This is a genomic window from Runella salmonicolor (assembly GCF_024158025.1).
Taxonomy (GTDB): Bacteria; Bacteroidota; Bacteroidia; order Cytophagales; family Spirosomataceae; genus Runella; species Runella salmonicolor.
On sequence record NZ_JAMZEL010000010.1, the window covers coordinates 166,858 to 183,828 of the forward strand.

General features: G+C 44.1%; 16 protein-coding genes. 1 reads left to right on the forward strand and 15 read right to left on the reverse strand.

From position 1 onward, the window contains the following. Nucleotides 1-49 precede the first annotated feature (49 nt). The 13 genes from NCI00_RS21395 to ilvD all read right to left on the reverse strand — a co-directional run bounded on the left by NCI00_RS21395 (nt 50) and on the right by ilvD (nt 11,204). Nucleotides 50-892 carry a helix-turn-helix transcriptional regulator gene (locus NCI00_RS21395; protein WP_253531010.1) on the reverse strand — a complete coding sequence of 281 codons (843 nt, stop codon included), beginning with the start codon at nt 890-892 and terminating at the stop codon, nt 50-52. A gap of 105 nt (nt 893-997) precedes the next feature. Continuing rightward, the gene (locus NCI00_RS21400) at nt 998-1,216 is read right to left on the reverse strand and encodes a hypothetical protein (protein WP_253531012.1); all 219 of its coding nucleotides are present in this window, start codon (nt 1,214-1,216) and stop codon (nt 998-1,000) included. Between the two features lie 4 nt (nt 1,217-1,220). After that, nucleotides 1,221-1,571, reverse strand: a complete 351-nt coding sequence (locus NCI00_RS21405; protein ID WP_253531014.1) for a HepT-like ribonuclease domain-containing protein — start codon at nt 1,569-1,571, stop codon at nt 1,221-1,223. Next, nucleotides 1,552-1,869, reverse strand: coding sequence for a nucleotidyltransferase family protein (locus NCI00_RS21410; protein ID WP_253531016.1), 318 nt, complete (start codon nt 1,867-1,869; stop codon nt 1,552-1,554). The genes NCI00_RS21405 and NCI00_RS21410 overlap by 20 nt, the downstream gene beginning before the upstream one ends. Before the next feature lie 14 nt (nt 1,870-1,883). Then, nucleotides 1,884-3,167 (reverse strand): threonine ammonia-lyase IlvA, encoded by a 1,284-nt coding sequence (gene ilvA / locus NCI00_RS21415; RefSeq protein WP_253531019.1) that lies wholly within the window; start codon nt 3,165-3,167, stop codon nt 1,884-1,886. Between the two features lie 138 nt (nt 3,168-3,305). Further along, entirely contained in the window at nt 3,306-4,349 is a 1,044-nt protein-coding gene (ilvC, locus tag NCI00_RS21420; protein ID WP_166560817.1) for a ketol-acid reductoisomerase, read from the reverse strand. Nucleotides 4,350-4,386: 37 nt separating this feature from the next. Then, complete coding sequence (locus NCI00_RS21425) at nt 4,387-5,139, reverse strand: class I SAM-dependent methyltransferase (RefSeq protein WP_253531022.1); 753 nt, start codon at nt 5,137-5,139, stop codon at nt 4,387-4,389. Nucleotides 5,140-5,145: 6 nt separating this feature from the next. Then, nucleotides 5,146-6,288, reverse strand: a complete 1,143-nt coding sequence (locus tag NCI00_RS21430; protein ID WP_253531025.1) for a hypothetical protein — start codon at nt 6,286-6,288, stop codon at nt 5,146-5,148. An 89-nt stretch (nt 6,289-6,377) separates the two neighbouring features. Further along, on the reverse strand, nt 6,378-6,914 hold the full coding sequence (gene ilvN / locus NCI00_RS21435; RefSeq protein ID WP_114460907.1) for an acetolactate synthase small subunit: 537 nt from the start codon (nt 6,912-6,914) through the stop codon (nt 6,378-6,380). An 87-nt stretch (nt 6,915-7,001) separates the two neighbouring features. Further along, a complete protein-coding gene (ilvB, locus tag NCI00_RS21440; protein WP_253531027.1) occupies nt 7,002-8,774 on the reverse strand; it encodes a biosynthetic-type acetolactate synthase large subunit in 1,773 nt (590 codons plus the stop codon). Nucleotides 8,775-8,788: 14 nt separating this feature from the next. Further along, nucleotides 8,789-9,172, reverse strand: coding sequence for a type II toxin-antitoxin system VapC family toxin (locus tag NCI00_RS21445; protein WP_253531029.1), 384 nt, complete (start codon nt 9,170-9,172; stop codon nt 8,789-8,791). Beyond that, nucleotides 9,154-9,399 (reverse strand): hypothetical protein, encoded by a 246-nt coding sequence (locus NCI00_RS21450; protein ID WP_253531030.1) that lies wholly within the window; start codon nt 9,397-9,399, stop codon nt 9,154-9,156. The genes NCI00_RS21445 and NCI00_RS21450 overlap by 19 nt, the downstream gene beginning before the upstream one ends. A 119-nt stretch (nt 9,400-9,518) precedes the next feature. Then, nucleotides 9,519-11,204, reverse strand: coding sequence for a dihydroxy-acid dehydratase (gene ilvD / locus NCI00_RS21455; RefSeq protein ID WP_253531031.1), 1,686 nt, complete (start codon nt 11,202-11,204; stop codon nt 9,519-9,521). 458 nt (nt 11,205-11,662) lie between these two features. Between ilvD and NCI00_RS21460 the strand changes: the two genes are divergently transcribed. Then, nucleotides 11,663-11,926 carry an SWEET family sugar transporter gene (locus tag NCI00_RS21460; RefSeq protein ID WP_166560821.1) on the forward strand — a complete coding sequence of 88 codons (264 nt, stop codon included), beginning with the start codon at nt 11,663-11,665 and terminating at the stop codon, nt 11,924-11,926. A 60-nt stretch (nt 11,927-11,986) separates the two neighbouring features. On the opposite strand, the gene pyk is transcribed toward NCI00_RS21460, so the two are convergent. Continuing rightward, the gene (gene pyk, locus NCI00_RS21465; protein ID WP_253531032.1) at nt 11,987-13,444 is read right to left on the reverse strand and encodes a pyruvate kinase; all 1,458 of its coding nucleotides are present in this window, start codon (nt 13,442-13,444) and stop codon (nt 11,987-11,989) included. Nucleotides 13,445-13,474: 30 nt separating this feature from the next. After that, nucleotides 13,475-15,991, reverse strand: a complete 2,517-nt coding sequence (gene priA, locus NCI00_RS21470; protein ID WP_253531033.1) for a replication restart helicase PriA — start codon at nt 15,989-15,991, stop codon at nt 13,475-13,477. Nucleotides 15,992-16,971 lie beyond the last annotated feature (980 nt).

A 16,971-nucleotide genomic window follows, 5' to 3' on the forward strand; every position in this document is an offset into this window, starting at 1 on the left:
CTCTACAATACGGCATAACGCCCTACGCCCAAACAATAGCGATTTTGGCTCAATCGGTTTTTTTTGGCGTAAATCCGTATTTTTCTTTGTAAGCCTTAATAAAATGGGAAACGCTCTCGTAGCCAATTTCCATGCTTACTTCCGAGACGTTTTTGTTGGCATTTTTGAGAAGAAAAGCCGCGTGTTCCAAGCGTTTTTGTTTGATCCAGTTGGCGGGAGAAGTGTGAAACTGTTCTTCAAAATCCCGTTTAAAAGCCGACAGGCTACGCCCCGACAAGTGCGCCAATTCGCTTATTGTGAGGGGCTTTAAGTAGTAATTATTCAACAAATATTCCAGCTCGGTCTTTTGCCCTTTATAGATGTTGAACAAAATGGATTTGAGTTGTCCAGAAATATCAATTTCAATCAAATGCAGTAGTAACTCCTGAAATTTGAGCCGCAAAAACTGGTTTAAGTAGGGTGTTTGGGAATGAAAATAAGGCAAAAGTGAATCAATAAACTTCTCAAAAGTAGGCGATGACTGAAGAACCAAAATAGGCTGCGTATGGTCAGCCTCTGCCTGCACAAATAGGGTCTGATTTTGATTCACGAACTCTTTGAGGAGCTTTTCATGAAAGAAAAAAACCAGACTTCGGTAATCGCTCCCGATAGACTCATTCATGGAATAACAGCCCCGCTGAAAAAACAAAATGTCTCCCTTTCGAACATGCAAATCCTGATTGGGTGAAATAAATTTTTTCTCTCCTTCAAGCACTACCACCACGGCGTGTTCTTCAAAGAAAATCTCATTACGCTCTGGATACACATCGCTCCGGTAAGCCACAAAGGTCATGTCCTGAATTTTCAGGGACTGAAACTGTTGGGCGCTGATGGAAGAAGGAACGCGAAGCATGGGGGAATGAACTGCTAATTAAGAAGGAGTGAATAAGAGGTAGGAAGAAAGAAATAAGATTTGTTTTCCTACATCCGACCTCCTACTTCGGCAACTATTCGATTATTAATCAAACGCCCCGCCTTTTTTTAGGGCCTGATAATCGTCGCCAATCGTCTTGTATTGCGACATTAGAAATTTCTGCAATTCTTCATTGAACACTTTCTTGTCTTCCTCCGAAAGTGCGTCGTACAAGTCTTTCAACTCTTGGTTGATGGCCGCTTTTTCGGCTTCACTTTGGGCATTAATGGCCCTGACGTGGTATTTTCTAAAATCAAAGTTCATTCTATTACAGTGTATTCCGTTCTCTTTCAATAATTATATCAATCCATTCCTTAGCTGTTGGGATTTCTTCCTGAATAGCATCCCAAACCAGTTTATAATCTACATTAAAATACTGATGGATAAGAATATCTCTTAAGCCGGCCAATCCTCTCCATTCTACTTCCGGGTATTTATAACGTATTTCGTCAGGAACCTTTTTTGCAGCTTCTCCTATGATTTCAAGGCTTCTTAAAAATGCGCGACTTACAAAATCATCATTTATGAAGGTTTCATAATCTATTCGTTGGCTATTTTTGAGCAAGAATTCCAATTCCTTTTGGATATGCTCCAAAAATTCAATCAGTGAAAGAGACATATTCGATTTCTTTTTGGATTTCTCGTTGAACAAAAGGAGCAATACCTTCCCAAGTTAATAAGTCAATTTTGCGGTGAGTTACATTTTCCAACAATTCAGCTAATTTTACTAAGTTCCGGTACTTTTTCATGCCTTCTTTAAACTCCACCAGAAAATCAACATCGCTGTCATCACCTTGCTCACCTCGTACAAATGAGCCGAACAGGCCCAAACGAGCCACTCCAAATTGTTGAATTGTAGATTTGTACTCTTGTATCAAATCAAATACCCGAGCTTTATTTTGGACAGGATGAGACATAACTGTATAGTTTTTCATATCAAAAACTCAAATAAATCGGGCTTATTATTGATGTATTCAAATTGCATGTTGTGCTCCTGCATTCGGGCCAAGAGCGGTTCAAAATCTTCTTTATGACGAAGTTCGATACCCACCAACGCCGGACCGCGTTCACGAGCGGTTTTTTTGGAATATTCAAAGTGCGCAATATCATCGTTGGGTCCAAGAACGTGGTTCAAAAACTCTTTAAACGCGCCCGAACGCTGCGGAAAACGAATGATAAAATAGTGTTTGAGTCCTTCGTAAAGCAGTGAACGTTCCTTAATTTCTTCGGTACGGGTGATGTCGTTGTTGCCGCCACCAATCAACAGCACAACATCTTTTCCTTTGATTTCGTCTTTGATTTGGTCGAGTGCCGCTACCGTAAGCGCACCCGCTGGCTCAACCACAATGGCTTCTTCGTTGTACAGTTGCAAAATCGTAGAGCAAACTTTTCCTTCGGGAACCAACAGAATAGAATCCAGATTCTTGCGACACACTTCAAAAGTATGCTCACCCGCGCGTTTTACGGCGGCTCCGTCTACAAACTTATCAATATTTTCGAGCGTTACTACGTGATTCTCTTTGATGGCGGTGTACATCGTAGGAGAACCAAGTGGCTCTACACCAATGAGTTTTGTGGCGGGGCTCAATTGTTTAAATACCGTTGTTACACCTGAAGCCAATCCACCGCCGCCAATGGCAAACAGCAGATAATCAATTTTAAAATCGGCATCCCGGAAGATTTCCAGCCCGACGGTCCCCTGCCCTTCCATCACCTGTACGTCGTCAAAGGGGTGGATGAAGGTCGCCTCGTTGCTTTCGCAAAAGTGCTTGGCGGCGTGGTAGGCATCGTCGTAAGTATCGCCGTGCAGTACTACTTCAATTTGGTCTTTACCGAAAAGTTTGACCTGTTTTACCTTCTGGGCGGGTGTGGTGCTGGGCATAAAGATTCGGCCGCGAACTTGCATTTTATTACAGGCATAAGCTACGCCCTGGGCATGGTTGCCTGCCGAAGCACACACCACTCCTTTTTCAAGCGCCTCTGCTGACAAGCTCGCCATTTTGTTGTAAGCTCCCCGAATCTTGTAAGAGCGCACCACCTGCAAATCTTCCCGTTTGAAGTAGATGTTGGCTTCGTATCGCTCCGAAAAATTGAGATTTAGCTCCAAATCAGTGTGCTTTACCACTTTTCGAATTCGCTCGGCGGCTTGCAAAATATTGTCGAATGTCGGCAAATCCGTGGCTTTATGTTTGTGTTTTTCGGAGGCGATACTCATAAGAAATAATGATTAGAGTAATTGCAAAAATCCCCCGAATTTACACAACTCGGGGGATTTTCTATATTTTCAATTGAAGATAATAACCTCGGCAAGAGTTTGTGTGGGGACACCCTGCACTAGCCGAGGTTAAAAGTATTAGTTACGCTCTGGACGCAGGCTGCGAACGGCCGCCCCTGCACGCCACATTTCTGAATCACGAAGCTCGGCCAATTCTACTTCGAGTTTTTCGCGGTAGTCAGGCTGCGAATTACGCGTGATAGAAATGTTTGCCTGCTCGCCTGATTTTACTGAATCGTACAGTTTCTGGAACACAGGCTTAGTAGCTTCTTTGAAAGGTTTCCACCAGTCAAGGGCACCGCGTTGGGCAGTGGTTGAGCAGTTTGCATACATCCAATCCATACCGTTTTCGGCTACAAGTGGCATCAATGATTGCGTCAATTCTTCTACGGTTTCGTTGAATGCTTCTGATGGCGAGTGACCGTTTTCACGCAATACTTCGTATTGAGCGGCAAAAATCCCTTGAATAGCACCCATCAACGTTCCGCGCTCACCAGTAAGGTCAGACGTAACTTCACGGTAGAAATCAGTTTCAAACAAGTAACCTGAACCTACACCGATACCCATGGCGATACATTTTGTACGGGCATTGCCAGAAGCATCCTGATATACGGCAAAAGAAGAGTTAAGTCCTTTTCCTTCTACAAACAAACGACGAAGTGACGTTCCTGAGCCTTTGGGCGCTACCAAAAATACGTCAACATCAGCTGGTGGAATGATACCTGTTTGTTCTTTATAAGTTACACCAAAACCGTGTGAGAAGTACAGAGACTTGCCAGGAACAAGTGCCTTCTTTACGGTTGGCCACAATTCAATTTGAGCAGCATCCGACAGCAAGAAACAAATGATGGTTCCTTTTTCGAGGGCTTCTTCGATTTCGAAAAGCGTCTCACCTGGCACCCAGCCATCTGCAACTGCTTTATCGTAGGTTTTTCCTTTACGTTGTCCAACGATTACGTTGAAACCGTTATCGCGCATATTTAAGCTCTGACCCGGGCCCTGAACACCGTAACCAATAACGGCGATTGTTTCATTTGCCAATACTTCACGTGCTTTTTCAAGAGGAAATTCTTCGCGGGTTACTACTTCTTCTACGCTCCCGCCGAAATTGATTTGTGCCATTGAATTGTTTTGTTTATTTATTAATTGTTATTGAATCTTATTTTGTCTTTTGCCACGTAAGCAGGGCCGACACGCCCACAAATAGTTTTATTTTTTTTTGAATCAACCAGTCTTCCGTTTTAAAAATACGTCCGAATATTTTTTGAAAAACCGGGCCGTTCATTACCGTAAAATCTGACCCTGCATCCTCTATCTTTTGCTGATGCAAGGGCAGTAATTTTGACAACAATCGGAAAAAAGCAATCGGAAAAAAAAGCCAAAAATTGAAATAACTGCTGAATACGATTTTCCCGCTTTTCTTAAATAACTCTCCAAGTTCCGCCATTGTGTACCGACGTACGTGGTGGTTGACGTCGTCGTGCTGGTTCCACAAAAACATAAATGCTGGCACCGTTACACATACCAAGCCATTGGGCTTACACACTCGTTTCATCTCATCGACCGCTAGTTGATGTTCTTCGACATGTTCGATTACGTCGAAGGCACAAACCAAATCGTAAGTCTCATCATCAAAGGGCAATTCGAGAATTGAACCTTGTATCAAATCAATCGGTACATTTGCTTTGGTAAAGGCATAACATTCTAGATCGTACTCCACTGATTTTACGCCTCCAAACACTCCCAGAAGCTCCGACGAATGCCCAGTTGCTACTCCTACATTCAAGATTTTCAGCGGACGTTGAGCTGGTAGAGCTTGTTTCAAATGATTGATGATAATCTGATTCCGAACCACAAACCACCAATGCTCTCTTTCGATATGGTAATATTGCTTATAATATTCTTGATTCATAGCGACTTATGGGAAAGACATCGGTAACATTAAAGAAACGAGTGTACTGACAATCAATAAATATTTTAACTGATTGATTGGTACATGTTCCCGTAAAATAGTCAGCAAGAAAAAGAACATATAAAAACCAAAAGAGAGGGAGCGAGTGCCGTCGGCAACCATCACTCCGATTACTCCAGTAATCAGTATACATCCGCCCAGTAATACCAGCGCCCACCAATCTTTCAGCATGACTAGAACCGCCATACCCGCAAAAACAATGAGCCAAAAGCCTTCTAAACCACGCGTAAATTTATCACCTAGAATGCTTAAGCTCCACCAACTCGTCTGCTGCGACAAGTCGTTGTCGTGGCCTACTTTCAAGCCATACGTTGTAGCAAGCCACTGCCGTATCACTAAATAAACCCCTGCACTCATCACCAATGCAACTACTGGCAGCGGAATCTCTTTGAGGGATAATTTACGTTTACCAATCACTTGCTTAATCAGCGGCAAGACGTACCATAATCCTAAATAAGAAGAATTGATAATGGCGCGCTCATCACACCAAAAGGCCAGTTGCGTAAACAGTAAAACCGATAGGGGGTTTCGGAAATAAAATGCCAACACCATAAAACAAAACGGGAAGGCATCGCAATGGCCCAAGAAATTGATGTAAAAATTAGCCCCAGCGTAGATTGCCGTAAACCCCGTCATGAAATAGAAGGTTAGGATTTTATCCTTGACTATGTCATAAACTGCCCGTGTCATAAACCACAAAAACACCAGTCCTACCAATACATGAAGTAAGTATAAACCAGCAACATTGAGGTGCAACGCCTGCGCAATAAGCGGGACGGTCAGACGAAAGGTTTGATTTGCCTCGTGCGACCCCGCTTCATAGTCTTTAGGTGTAAACGGGTCAGCGCCCTGTTTGATAATATCATCCCAAAAAAGCCCGCCGATAGAACCCGGCTGCCGCATTTCAAGATACAAGCTTCGCAAGCCCTTATCGACCAAGATAAAATTAAAGGTCAAAAGGGTGCCAGTTGAGACAATCAGGGCTAAAAATAATAGCCTTATCTGCCAAAATTTATTGTCAAAGAACGGTTGTAATTTACTGTCCAGCCACCTAAAAGGTGTTGTAAGTGATTGCTGTGGTTGTTTCATTCAAACGTATCTAGTCAAATCTATCGGTTTTTTATACCGGTCGGGCTATCCCAATTGGATTGCCAAACGCTTTGACAAAGGTAGTTTTTTTAAGCATAATACTCGCCATGTACCTCCTGCGGAAGGTACTCCACTAACCCTTGAGGGGTTTTTCCAACGGCTACACGGCCTGATTTCACGAATTCAAGTATTCCGTAAGGCTTGATATACCGGAAGAAATCCATGATTTCGGCTTCATTACCGGCCTTCTCGATCACCACGTAGTCGAGTCCCCAGTAAACCACCCAAGCTTTGTACACTTTATTGATGGTTTCGATATCGATGGGCCGGGTACCAATAGGGGTTGCGATTTTGAAAAGCGCAATTTCGTTGTACACAACTTCATCGTCCAAGTATCCAAACACGGCCAAAACTTCTACCACTTTGCGGATTTGACGAACCAGTTTTTCGACCTCTTCGCGTTTATCGTGTTTGATGGTAATGGTGTACCGAGATACCCCTTTTCGTTCCGTTTCCGACACCGTCAAGCTTTCAATGTTGACCCGTCGACGGGTGAAAAGAATCGTAATTTTATTTAAGAGTCCGAAAGTATTTTCGGTAAATATACAGATGGTGTAAGTCGTCATAAGCCCCAACCGAATCGTCGGCTCGCTCCAAAGGGGAGTTTTAGTTGTGCATTTATTTAAGTACCAAACCGTTGCTGTCTTGTCGGCCTAGTCCAACCGAATATCAACAACCGAAGCCCCAGCGGGGACCATTGGAAATACGTTTTCTTCTTTCTCCACGATTACTTCCAACAAATACGGCTTGTCTGATTTGAGCAAGGCATCCAGCGAGTCGCTCAGATTGTCGCGCTCAGAGCAAGTATGACCCGTAATCCCGAAACCTTTGGCAATGGTTACAAAATCGGGGTTTTTCAGCTCCACAAATGAGTAGCGTTTTTCGAAGAACAGCTGTTGCCACTGCCGTACCATTCCCAAATAATTATTGTTGAGAATAATCAATTTTACGGCTAATCCGCTCTGCGCAATGGTTCCTAATTCTTGAATGGTCATCTGAAAACAACCATCACCGATAAAGGCCACTACTTCACGGTCAGGAGCGCCTTTTTTGGCACCAAACGCCGCCGGAATAGCAAAACCCATGGTTCCTAATCCGCCCGAAGCAATGTATGAATGTGGCTTTTTAAACTGGTAATACCGGGCTGCAATCATCTGATGCTGACCTACATCCGCAATAATACAGGCCTCTCCGTTGGTTTTTTGGGAAAGCATATTCACCACTTCAGCCATCTTGATTTCCCCTTCTTCCTTCAACTCCCGACGGGTTACTTTCTGCTCTTCGATGACGTCAAATTTCTTAAATTCATTGCGCCATGTAGAGTGATTATTGGCCTTCACCAACGGAAGTAGCTTCCGCAAAGCTTCCTTTGCATCACCTACCACGGGGGCTTCTGCCTTGATAATTTTGTCAATCTCTGAGGGGTCTATTTCAATATGCACTACTCTAGCCTGACGAATGTACTTGGTGGCGTCGCCCGTTACGCGGTCGTCAAAACGCATTCCAATGGCAATAATGACATCAGCTTGGTCGGTCAATACGTTGGGGCCGTAATTGCCGTGCATTCCCAACCAACCCACATAATTAGGGTGGTCAATCGGCATGGCCGACAATCCCAACAAAGTACTGGCGCAGGGAATATCGGTTTTTTCAACGAAAGCCTTCAGTTCTTCCATCGCTCCCGAAATCAACACACCGTGCCCAAATAAAATATAGGGTTTTTTGGCATTATTGATTAATTCCGCCGCTTTCTGTACGTGTTCATCTTTAGGAACAATACGGGGTTTGTAGCTGGCCAAACCCTCTATTTTTTTGTATTGATAGGGCTTATCCATCATCCCGACCTGCGCATCCCGCGTAAAGTCAATCACTACGGGGCCGGGTTTTCCGGAAGTGGCAATATAAAACGCCTTAGCCATTACTTCTGGCACTTCGTCGGGGTGGGTGATTTGGTAGTTCCACTTACAGACGGGGGTTGTTACGCCAATAATGTCGGTTTCCTGAAAAGCATCCGTTCCTAACAAAGTTGATTTTACTTGTCCAATGATGCACACCAAAGGCGTACAGTCGATAATGGCATCGGCGATGGGTGTCACTAAATTAGTACCGCCAGGGCCAGAAGTCACCAGACAAACGCCCGGTTTTCCGCTGGTACGGGCGTATCCTTGCGCCGCGTGCCCAGCGCCTTGCTCATGCCGCACCAAAATATGGTCTAGGCGGTCGGTATAATCAAAAAGGGCATCATACGTAGGCATGATGGCACCGCCCGGGTAGCCAAAAATCACTTCCGTCCCTTCGGCAATCAGTGATTCCATGAGCGCCTGCGCTCCCGACAAAAACCGAGGGCCTTCGGGGGTAGCGTCATACTTTACTTCTTCGATAGCAGCGGCTTCTTGGGCGGCCACCATAGTCATGTAGTTTCCCATTTTTGGGTTAGATTTTATGTATTCAATGACTTATATTTCAACTTAGGCACTTTCACGAAATCGCTATCATTGGTAGAGAGTAGCGTCAAATTATGAACGATGGCCGTAGCTGCTATGATAGCGTCAGGCAGTTTAATTTTTGCTTTTCTGCGTAGCTCAATGGTTTTTTCAATGATTTCATCTGACAATTCCATTATCAAACAATTATTAACCAAATCAGCAATGGTGTTTTCTTTATTTTTATCACCTTGAAAAGAACGCAATTCTATCTTGACAACAAAGCACATAGCAGGCGCATCTTCCAGTACACTATCCATAAAATCACTATTTTCCACGGATAGCATATCATCTAAGTAACGACTGTAACCGGATGTATCAATTATATATCCCGTTCCCATTCGTTACGAATATTTTTGAAAAAATCGTCCATCTCTTTTTTTTCTTTTTCCGGTAAATGAGCAAGAGCCCCACGAAAACGCCTTAGATCATTTTTTTGTTTTTTAACAGGAGGCTCATTGAGAGGGAGGATAATTACCTCCACTTGATCACCAAGAGTAAATTCCTCCGGCAACTCTAAACTTATGGTTCGCCCTATAGGCTTTACTATTGCTCTATGTGCGTTCATGTCTGTTTGAAGTTTTTATTTAAATATATCCACCTAGTCTTTAGTATCAAATACGTTAATGATTGGCATCTGTCCTAAATCTTTCTACTCTGGCATGGGGATTACGAATCCCGACCATCTTATGCTTCATCCGTTACGCAGCCTTCGCTTGCTGACTTCACATTGCGGATATATTTGCCCAACGTTCCTTTTTTGAACGGCGGCTCGGGTTGTTTCCACTCCTTACGACGCTCGGCTAGTTCTTCGTCCGACACGTGCAGTTGCAGTACGTTGTTTACGGCATCAATCGTAATTTTATCACCGTCTTTTACCAAACCAATTGTTCCGCCCATGTAGGCTTCTGGCGTGATGTGGCCTACCACAAAGCCGTGCGTACCACCCGAAAATCGACCATCGGTAATCATCGCGATTTTGTCACCAAGACCCGCTCCCATGACCGCCGATGTTGGTTTAAGCATTTCGGGCATACCCGGACCGCCTTTTGGACCTTCATTGCGAATCACGACGACATGCCCCGCTTTGATTTCACCTTTTGAAATGTATTCAATCACTTCTTCTTCGCGCTCACATACCTTGGCGATTCCTTCAAAACGCTCGCCTTCTTTGCCCGTTATCTTGGCCACGGCACCTTCCGTTGCCAAGTTTCCGTACATGATTTGTAAGTGGCCCGTGGGTTTGAGGGGCGTCGAAAGCGGGAAAATGATTTTTTGGGTATCGAAATCCAAATCAGGAGCTTCGGCCAAATTCTCAGCGATGGTTTTGCCCGTTACAGTCAAGCAATCGCCGTGCAAAAGTCCCTGCTGATATAAATATTTCATAATGGCCGGAACCCCGCCAATGGCCAGTACATCTTCCATATAATACTTACCAGACGGTTTAAGGTCGGCAATCAACGGCGTGCGGTCCGAAATATCCTGAATGTCTTTTAACGTAAAATCTACTTCTGCGGCACGCGCAATGGCGAGATAATGCAACACGGCGTTGGTCGAACCACCCAGCGCCATCACCACCGTCATGGCGTTTTCAAAGGCTTTGCGCGTCATGATGTCGCGCGGGCAAATGTTTTTTTCCAGCAATTGTTTCATGGCCGCTCCAATGGCGATGCACTCCGCTTTTTTGCCTTCGTGCGTGGCCGGATAGGTCGATGAATTGGGCAACGTTAAGCCCATTGCTTCCATCGAGCTGGCCATGGTATTAGCGGTGTACATTCCGCCGCAGGCTCCTGCCCCCGGAATCGCATTTTGAATAACCCCTTCGTAATCGTCGTCCGAAATCGTTCCAGCAAACTTCTTACCCAAGGCTTCAAATGCCGAAATAATGTCAAGTTTCTGTCCTTTATATTCTCCCGTCCGGATTGTTCCGCCGTAGACCAACATGGCCGGACGGTTCAACCGGGCAATGGCCATCATGGCGCCGGGCATATTTTTATCACAACCTACCACCGCAATCACTCCATCGTACCATTGAGCACCCACTACGTTTTCGATAGAATCGGCAATCAAGTCGCGGCTAGGCAGCGAATAGCTCATCCCGTCGTTGCCGTTGGTCATACCATCAGATACGCCAATGGTGTGAAAAATGAGGCCGACCATGCCATTTTCCTGAATTCCTTTTTTTACATGCACCGACAATCCGTTGAGGTGCATGTTGCAGGTGTTTCCTTCATAACCCGTACTGGCAATGCCAATTTGGGCTTTTTGCATGTCTTCTTTGGTCAATCCTACGCCATAAAGCATGGCTTTGGCGGCGGGATTTGTTACTTCTTGCGTAAGCGTGCGGCTAAATTTGTTAAGTTGTTCTGACATATAGGAGGTTGGTTTTACAAAAAAGCCTCACTCATCTTTCGGTGTGAGTGAGGCTTCGACGGTAGCAATCGGAATCCACTCACACCGTTTGGGTGCAAAGAATGACGACCACGACCACAATTATATTAGCAAACATTTTAGAGCAAATTTTTTCTGATAGCGAAATTACGCTAATTGCGTATTTGCGTTACAAATAAAACCGGTCAGGATTTATTTTCCAAACAAAAGTTGATTTTTTTGCATTATCCCAACCCAAAAACGCCTCTACTGCCTCTGAAGGCACAAAAAATTGTCACTTCTTTTGATTCTCCCCTTTTAATGATTTTAACAAAAATCTAGGCTTATTTTAGTACCCTTACAATCACTTATTGTATTATACCAACAAATATGCGATGTTATGAAACTTTTTATATAACTTTTCTACTATATAAGCATTATTCATTAAAATTCGTACAGCAATGTTAGAGATAATGGGCTATGTAGCGGGTGCGTTAACCACGCTTGCCTTTATTCCGCAGGTTTTACAGATTTACCGTACCAAATCTGCCAAAGACGTTTCACTAGCCATGTTTTTGTTGTTTACCGTTGGCGTAGCGCTTTGGCTCGGTTATGGCATCATGGCGCATTCTTTTCCAGTTGTGGCCGCCAACGCCACCACGCTGGTTCTTTCGTTTGTTATTCTTTATTTTAAATGGAAATACACCCGTTCTTCCAATATATAGTGCATAAAAAAGCCCTTTCTCTCGCCGAGAGAAAGGGCTTAAAACTTCACCGAAAGCAGATTAGTCTACAATACTCAATTTAACCGCGTTGGTTTTGCGGTGCTTGCTGACTGGCATACTCAGCGTGTTTACGAAAATATCTCCCGTATGCAGCGCTCCTTTTTCAACAAGAACCCTTTTGATATCGTCAATTAAATCATCCGTCGAAAGGTCTTCACGGTCATAATACACCGACTTCACTCCCCAGTACAACGAAAGCGCACACATGAGCGAGCGGCTGGGCGTAAAGACGTACAAATCAGCTTCTGGACGGTGATGTGACAAACGAACACCTGTATAACCAGAACGAGTCACCCCGATAATAGCCTTTGCGTGGGTATCACGCGCCAAGCGACAAGCGCTCATTACAACGTTGTCATTCAACACATTAGGACCAGGGTTATCATTAACGGCAGCGTGGTATTTGAAATAAATTTCGGTATCATCCGCTTTTTTCTTCGCTTCCGTTTGTTCTACCTGACGAATCGTCTGTGCCATGCTCGTAACGGCCTCAATGGGGTATTTGCCAGAGGCAGTTTCTGCGCTGAGCATCACGGCATCGGCACCGTCTAGCACTGAATTGGCAATATCATTGATTTCTGCTCGCGTAGGCCGTGGGGCATCAATCATGCTTTCGAGCATCTGCGTAGCTACGATAACGGGCTTAGCCGCGCGATTACATTTCTCCACAATCATTTTCTGAATCATGGGAACTTCTTCGGCGGGCAATTCTACGCCCAAATCTCCACGAGCCACCATAATGGCATCGGTGGCTTCAATGATGGCATCAATGTTTTCGATGGCTTCGGGCTTTTCAATTTTAGCCACCACTCGAATGCTCTTGCCTTTTGCTTTGATATAATCTTTTACCTCCTGAATATCAGACGCATAACGTACAAATGACAACGCTATCCAGTCTACATCATTTTCCAGGCCAAATTCAAGGTCTTCGTAGTCTTTTTCAGTCACCGAAGGCATCGAAACCTTGGTATTTGGAAGGTTTACTCCTTTTTTAGACTTCAGTATACCATCATAGACCACCTCCGTTATTACATCGGTTCCTTCGATGCCTACTACTTTTACTTCCAGTTTACCATCATCCATCAGGATGCGCTCGCCCATTTTTACGTCTTGGTACATTCCTTTGTAAGGAGTACTTACACGCTCGGACGTACCAATAATATCGTCATTGGTAAACACTAATTTTTGGCCTGCTACGATTTTCACACCGTCTTTGCTTTCGACATTACCGATGCGAATTTTAGGGCCCTGCAAATCCTGCAAAATTCCAACGCTGAGACCGTAGGTAGCATTATTTTGGCGGATTTTCTGAATACGTTCCAAGTGATCGGCGTGAGAGCCGTGCGAGAAATTCAGTCGGAATACATTCACCCCTGCCTGTACCAGTGAATACAGAAGTTCAGATGTTTCTGAAGCAGGGCCTACGGTGGCAACAATCTTGGTCTTTTTATTGATCATCTTTTGGCTAGGTTTTTTTGATGGGTATTATTAGAGGCAATCTACATCAATGGTTACATCAGCCCCTTTTAATGTTTTATCGGTCAGAATATCCGTCACTTTTTCGAGGATAAAAGTCTTTGCGGCCTTAAAATTAACTTTTTCGCGCTCGAGTTTTATAAGAATGTCAAACAAAAACCGATTTCGGATGCGTTCGACCAGCGGCGGCTGCGGTCCAAGCACCCGGTCTTCCCCCATTTTTTCCATTAAAAGATGGGTGAGTTTTTCGGCTCCCTGACGCGCCACACTTTGCTCCAAATGCCTGACAGTCAGTTTTATAAGCCTCGTAAACGGCGGATATTTGAACTGCTCTCGCTCCACAATTTCTTCGGCGTACATTCCTTCGTAATCGTTCGCAATAATTTTTTGTAAAATCTTTTGATTTGTGTTTCCCGTCTGAATTAATACCCTCCCTTTGCGGTCTGCCCGGCGCCCAGCCCGGCCGCTCACCTGCGTTATCAACTGAAACGCCCTTTCGGTTGAGCGTAAATCGGGAAAGTGAATCATCCGGTCGGCATCAAAAACACCCACCATACTTACATTCTCAAAGTCAAGTCCTTTGCTTATCATTTGGGTCCCCACCAAAATATCTACGTTGCCCTGCTCAATATCCTCAATCATTTCTTTGTAGGCATTTTTGGCGCGGGTCGTATCCAAATCCATCCGGGCTACACGGGCCGTGGGGAAGAAAATTTTGAGTTGATCTTCCAGCTTTTCGGTCCCGAATCCCACGGTGCGCACTTTGGTAGAACCGCAACCCGGGCAAAATTTCGGCACTTCTTCTTTATGCCCACAATAATGGCACCGAAGCTCGGCGTCTTTTTGGTGATATGTCAAACTTACGGCGCAATTTTCACATTCGCCAATCCACCCACATTCTTCGCACTGTAGATAAGAAGAATACCCCCGACGGTTTTGAAAAATGATGCTCTGTTCGTTTCGGGCCAGCGTTTCGCGCAGCTCCTCCACCAAAACCGACGAAAACTCATACTTCATTTTCTTGGTTTTGCGCTCTTGCTTGGTATCAATCAGCACAAATTCGGGCATACTAGCCTTACCAAAGCGCTCGGTCAATTTTACCAAACCGTAGCGACCTTTCAGCGCCTGATAATACGATTCCAACGCGGGCGTGGCCGAACCCAACAGCACTTTGGCCTGCTGGTGCTGCGCGGCCACAATCGACACATCGCGGGCATGATAGCGGGGCGCGGGGTCGTATTGTTTGTACGAACTTTCGTGCTCTTCGTCGACGATGATTAGCCCGAGGGCGTCGAAGGGTAGAAAAATAGCAGAACGCACACCCACCACCAACTGAAACTGCCCAGAGACGACTCCTTTCCAGACTTCTACGCGCTCGTTGTCAGAAAATTTGGAGTGGTAAATGCCCAGTTTATCGCCGAAAACTTTTTTCAGGCGAACCACAATCTGGGTCGTAAGGGCGATTTCGGGCAGTAAAAATAGCACCTGTGAGCCGCTTTCAAGTACTTGCTGGGCGAGATGAATGTACACTTCGGTTTTGCCGCTCCCCGTCACTCCGTGGAGCAATACCGTATCTTTTTCCTGAAATAGATGAATAATCTCGTCAAATGCGCGTTGTTGCGCCGTGGTCAGTTTAATATTAACGCCTGCCGTAAAATCTGGCTTTACCTCCGCAAATCGCGACACGGTCACTTCAAATTCTTCAAAAACGCCTTTCTTTATCAGCGTACTCAATGCCGAATCGGAGATTTCTTCATTTTGGGTAAAAAAACTCTTTTCTAAGCCAGTACGATTGGCATAAGGGTCATTTTGGATTGGCACTTGACTCATATAGCGCATCACAACTTCCTGTTGTTTAGGCGTTTTGTCGAGTTGACCAATAAGCTCTATCAGATTTTCGCGGGTTTCATACCGCCCCGTCAGTTTAACTTTTTTCTGAATTTTGGGCTTATATTTTTCACGTACTTCTTCGTACAGAATAACGGCCCGCTTGCCAATCAACGATTTGATGACGTGGTTGATGTTCTGATCACCTACCCGCTTTCCTACTTCTTCGTAGGTGAGGGATTGGTATTTTTTTATTTCTTCCAGAAGGGCGGCTTCATCTTCAGTCAGCAGGTCAAAATACTCAAAATCGGGATTGTACTGAATTTTGGATTGGCTCGTAATCTTCAGTCCAGACGGAAGAGCTACGTTGAGCACCTCCCCCACGCTGCACAAATAATAATCGGCAATCCAGTTAAAAAGGGCGATTTGGTAAGGAGTCACCAAGGGCTCATCATCCAGTAGTTCACCAATGTATTTGGCCTGATAACGCGACGGCGGGGTGGTATGAATATGGGCCACAACACCCGTTACAACACGGTTTTTACCAAAAGGAACAACTACTCTAGCCCCGTTTTTGATGGCAGCGTTGAAAACTCTCGGAACGCGATACGTAAACAATTGTCTCACCGGAACCGGCAAGATTAAATCCGCAAACAGCGTAACTTCTTCTAAGCCAAAATCGTCATTTTCTGCAGTTAGCACTCTATTTTAAAGCCAAAGTTGAAAGCGCAAGATAATGCTTTCATTAGATATTTTTAAGCATGATAGGATATTTGACATAAGCCAAGATGTCAAATAATTCATCTTTGCTAAGTTGGTAATACTCAACAAAAACATGAATCAAATTATATTTCAACCTAATTTGAGTTTACAAAACCACAAAGTGGCCTGCAATGGTAGATGGTTCATTCATCTACCCAATTTCTACTGTATTTCTAGATAGCTTCTTCCTTTTTAAGTACCCAATCGAAGCCGACGCTTTTATGTGATTTTCGACGTGTTTTGCCAAAAGCACTTTTATCCCATAACGCACAAGCCAGTCACAACAAAAGGCGAAAATATATACCTTACAGAGCAAACCTTCTCTTTTTCAATGGTTTAAAAACACGACAACAGCCTTGTAAATCAGCAAAAACAAAAGCCTTGGCATCATATTTGTTAAAGTCGCTCTCCTGCATTTGTCTTTGCCCAATTTTGTAAAACACTCTTCCCTGATAAAAAATAAAATTATTCCAAATAGTTTTTCACAACACTGCCTCCGCCCCATCCCTATACCTTTTAGCTCATTTACACCCCCTTTCTCCTCCATCACCCCCATCCCCTAACCTATTCCCAAGTCAATTCAATATACAATGGCAGGGTATTTGAAATTAAATTAATATGCCAAATATAAAGAGCAATTTTTAGCTTTTTTGTTTACTAAAACTAAAAAAATAGAAACATACTTTTTAGCCCTAAATAGCCAAGCATTCTCTAAACACACCCCTTTGAAGTATAATTATTGTATGTTGAACGCAAAATAAATATTATAAATACCTATTTATCAGCACTTTATTTAATTTAAATAATATACCTATTTGGTTTCAATGAATCATTTAACATTTACTTTCATCATGAGCATATTGTCTCCATGGGTTTGTCATACATCCCGCGCTTTACGAGCTCTCTTTGTCATTAATTTA

What these genes read in the sequence shown, in the direction of transcription:
- NCI00_RS21395 (WP_253531010.1), bottom strand. Translation starts at nt 892, where the DNA reads ATGCTTCGCGTTCCTTCTTCCATCAGCGCCCAACAGTTTCAGTCCCTG.
- NCI00_RS21400 (WP_253531012.1), bottom strand. Translation starts at nt 1,216, where the DNA reads ATGAACTTTGATTTTAGAAAATACCACGTCAGGGCCATTAATGCCCAA.
- NCI00_RS21405 (WP_253531014.1), bottom strand. Translation starts at nt 1,571, where the DNA reads ATGTCTCTTTCACTGATTGAATTTTTGGAGCATATCCAAAAGGAATTG.
- NCI00_RS21410 (WP_253531016.1), bottom strand. Translation starts at nt 1,869, where the DNA reads ATGTCTCATCCTGTCCAAAATAAAGCTCGGGTATTTGATTTGATACAA.
- ilvA (WP_253531019.1), bottom strand. Translation starts at nt 3,167, where the DNA reads ATGAGTATCGCCTCCGAAAAACACAAACATAAAGCCACGGATTTGCCG.
- ilvC (WP_166560817.1), bottom strand. Translation starts at nt 4,349, where the DNA reads ATGGCACAAATCAATTTCGGCGGGAGCGTAGAAGAAGTAGTAACCCGC.
- NCI00_RS21425 (WP_253531022.1), bottom strand. Translation starts at nt 5,139, where the DNA reads ATGAATCAAGAATATTATAAGCAATATTACCATATCGAAAGAGAGCAT.
- NCI00_RS21430 (WP_253531025.1), bottom strand. Translation starts at nt 6,288, where the DNA reads ATGAAACAACCACAGCAATCACTTACAACACCTTTTAGGTGGCTGGAC.
- ilvN (WP_114460907.1), bottom strand. Translation starts at nt 6,914, where the DNA reads ATGACGACTTACACCATCTGTATATTTACCGAAAATACTTTCGGACTC.
- ilvB (WP_253531027.1), bottom strand. Translation starts at nt 8,774, where the DNA reads ATGGGAAACTACATGACTATGGTGGCCGCCCAAGAAGCCGCTGCTATC.
- NCI00_RS21445 (WP_253531029.1), bottom strand. Translation starts at nt 9,172, where the DNA reads ATGGGAACGGGATATATAATTGATACATCCGGTTACAGTCGTTACTTA.
- NCI00_RS21450 (WP_253531030.1), bottom strand. Translation starts at nt 9,399, where the DNA reads ATGAACGCACATAGAGCAATAGTAAAGCCTATAGGGCGAACCATAAGT.
- ilvD (WP_253531031.1), bottom strand. Translation starts at nt 11,204, where the DNA reads ATGTCAGAACAACTTAACAAATTTAGCCGCACGCTTACGCAAGAAGTA.
- NCI00_RS21460 (WP_166560821.1), top strand. Translation starts at nt 11,663, where the DNA reads ATGTTAGAGATAATGGGCTATGTAGCGGGTGCGTTAACCACGCTTGCC.
- pyk (WP_253531032.1), bottom strand. Translation starts at nt 13,444, where the DNA reads ATGATCAATAAAAAGACCAAGATTGTTGCCACCGTAGGCCCTGCTTCA.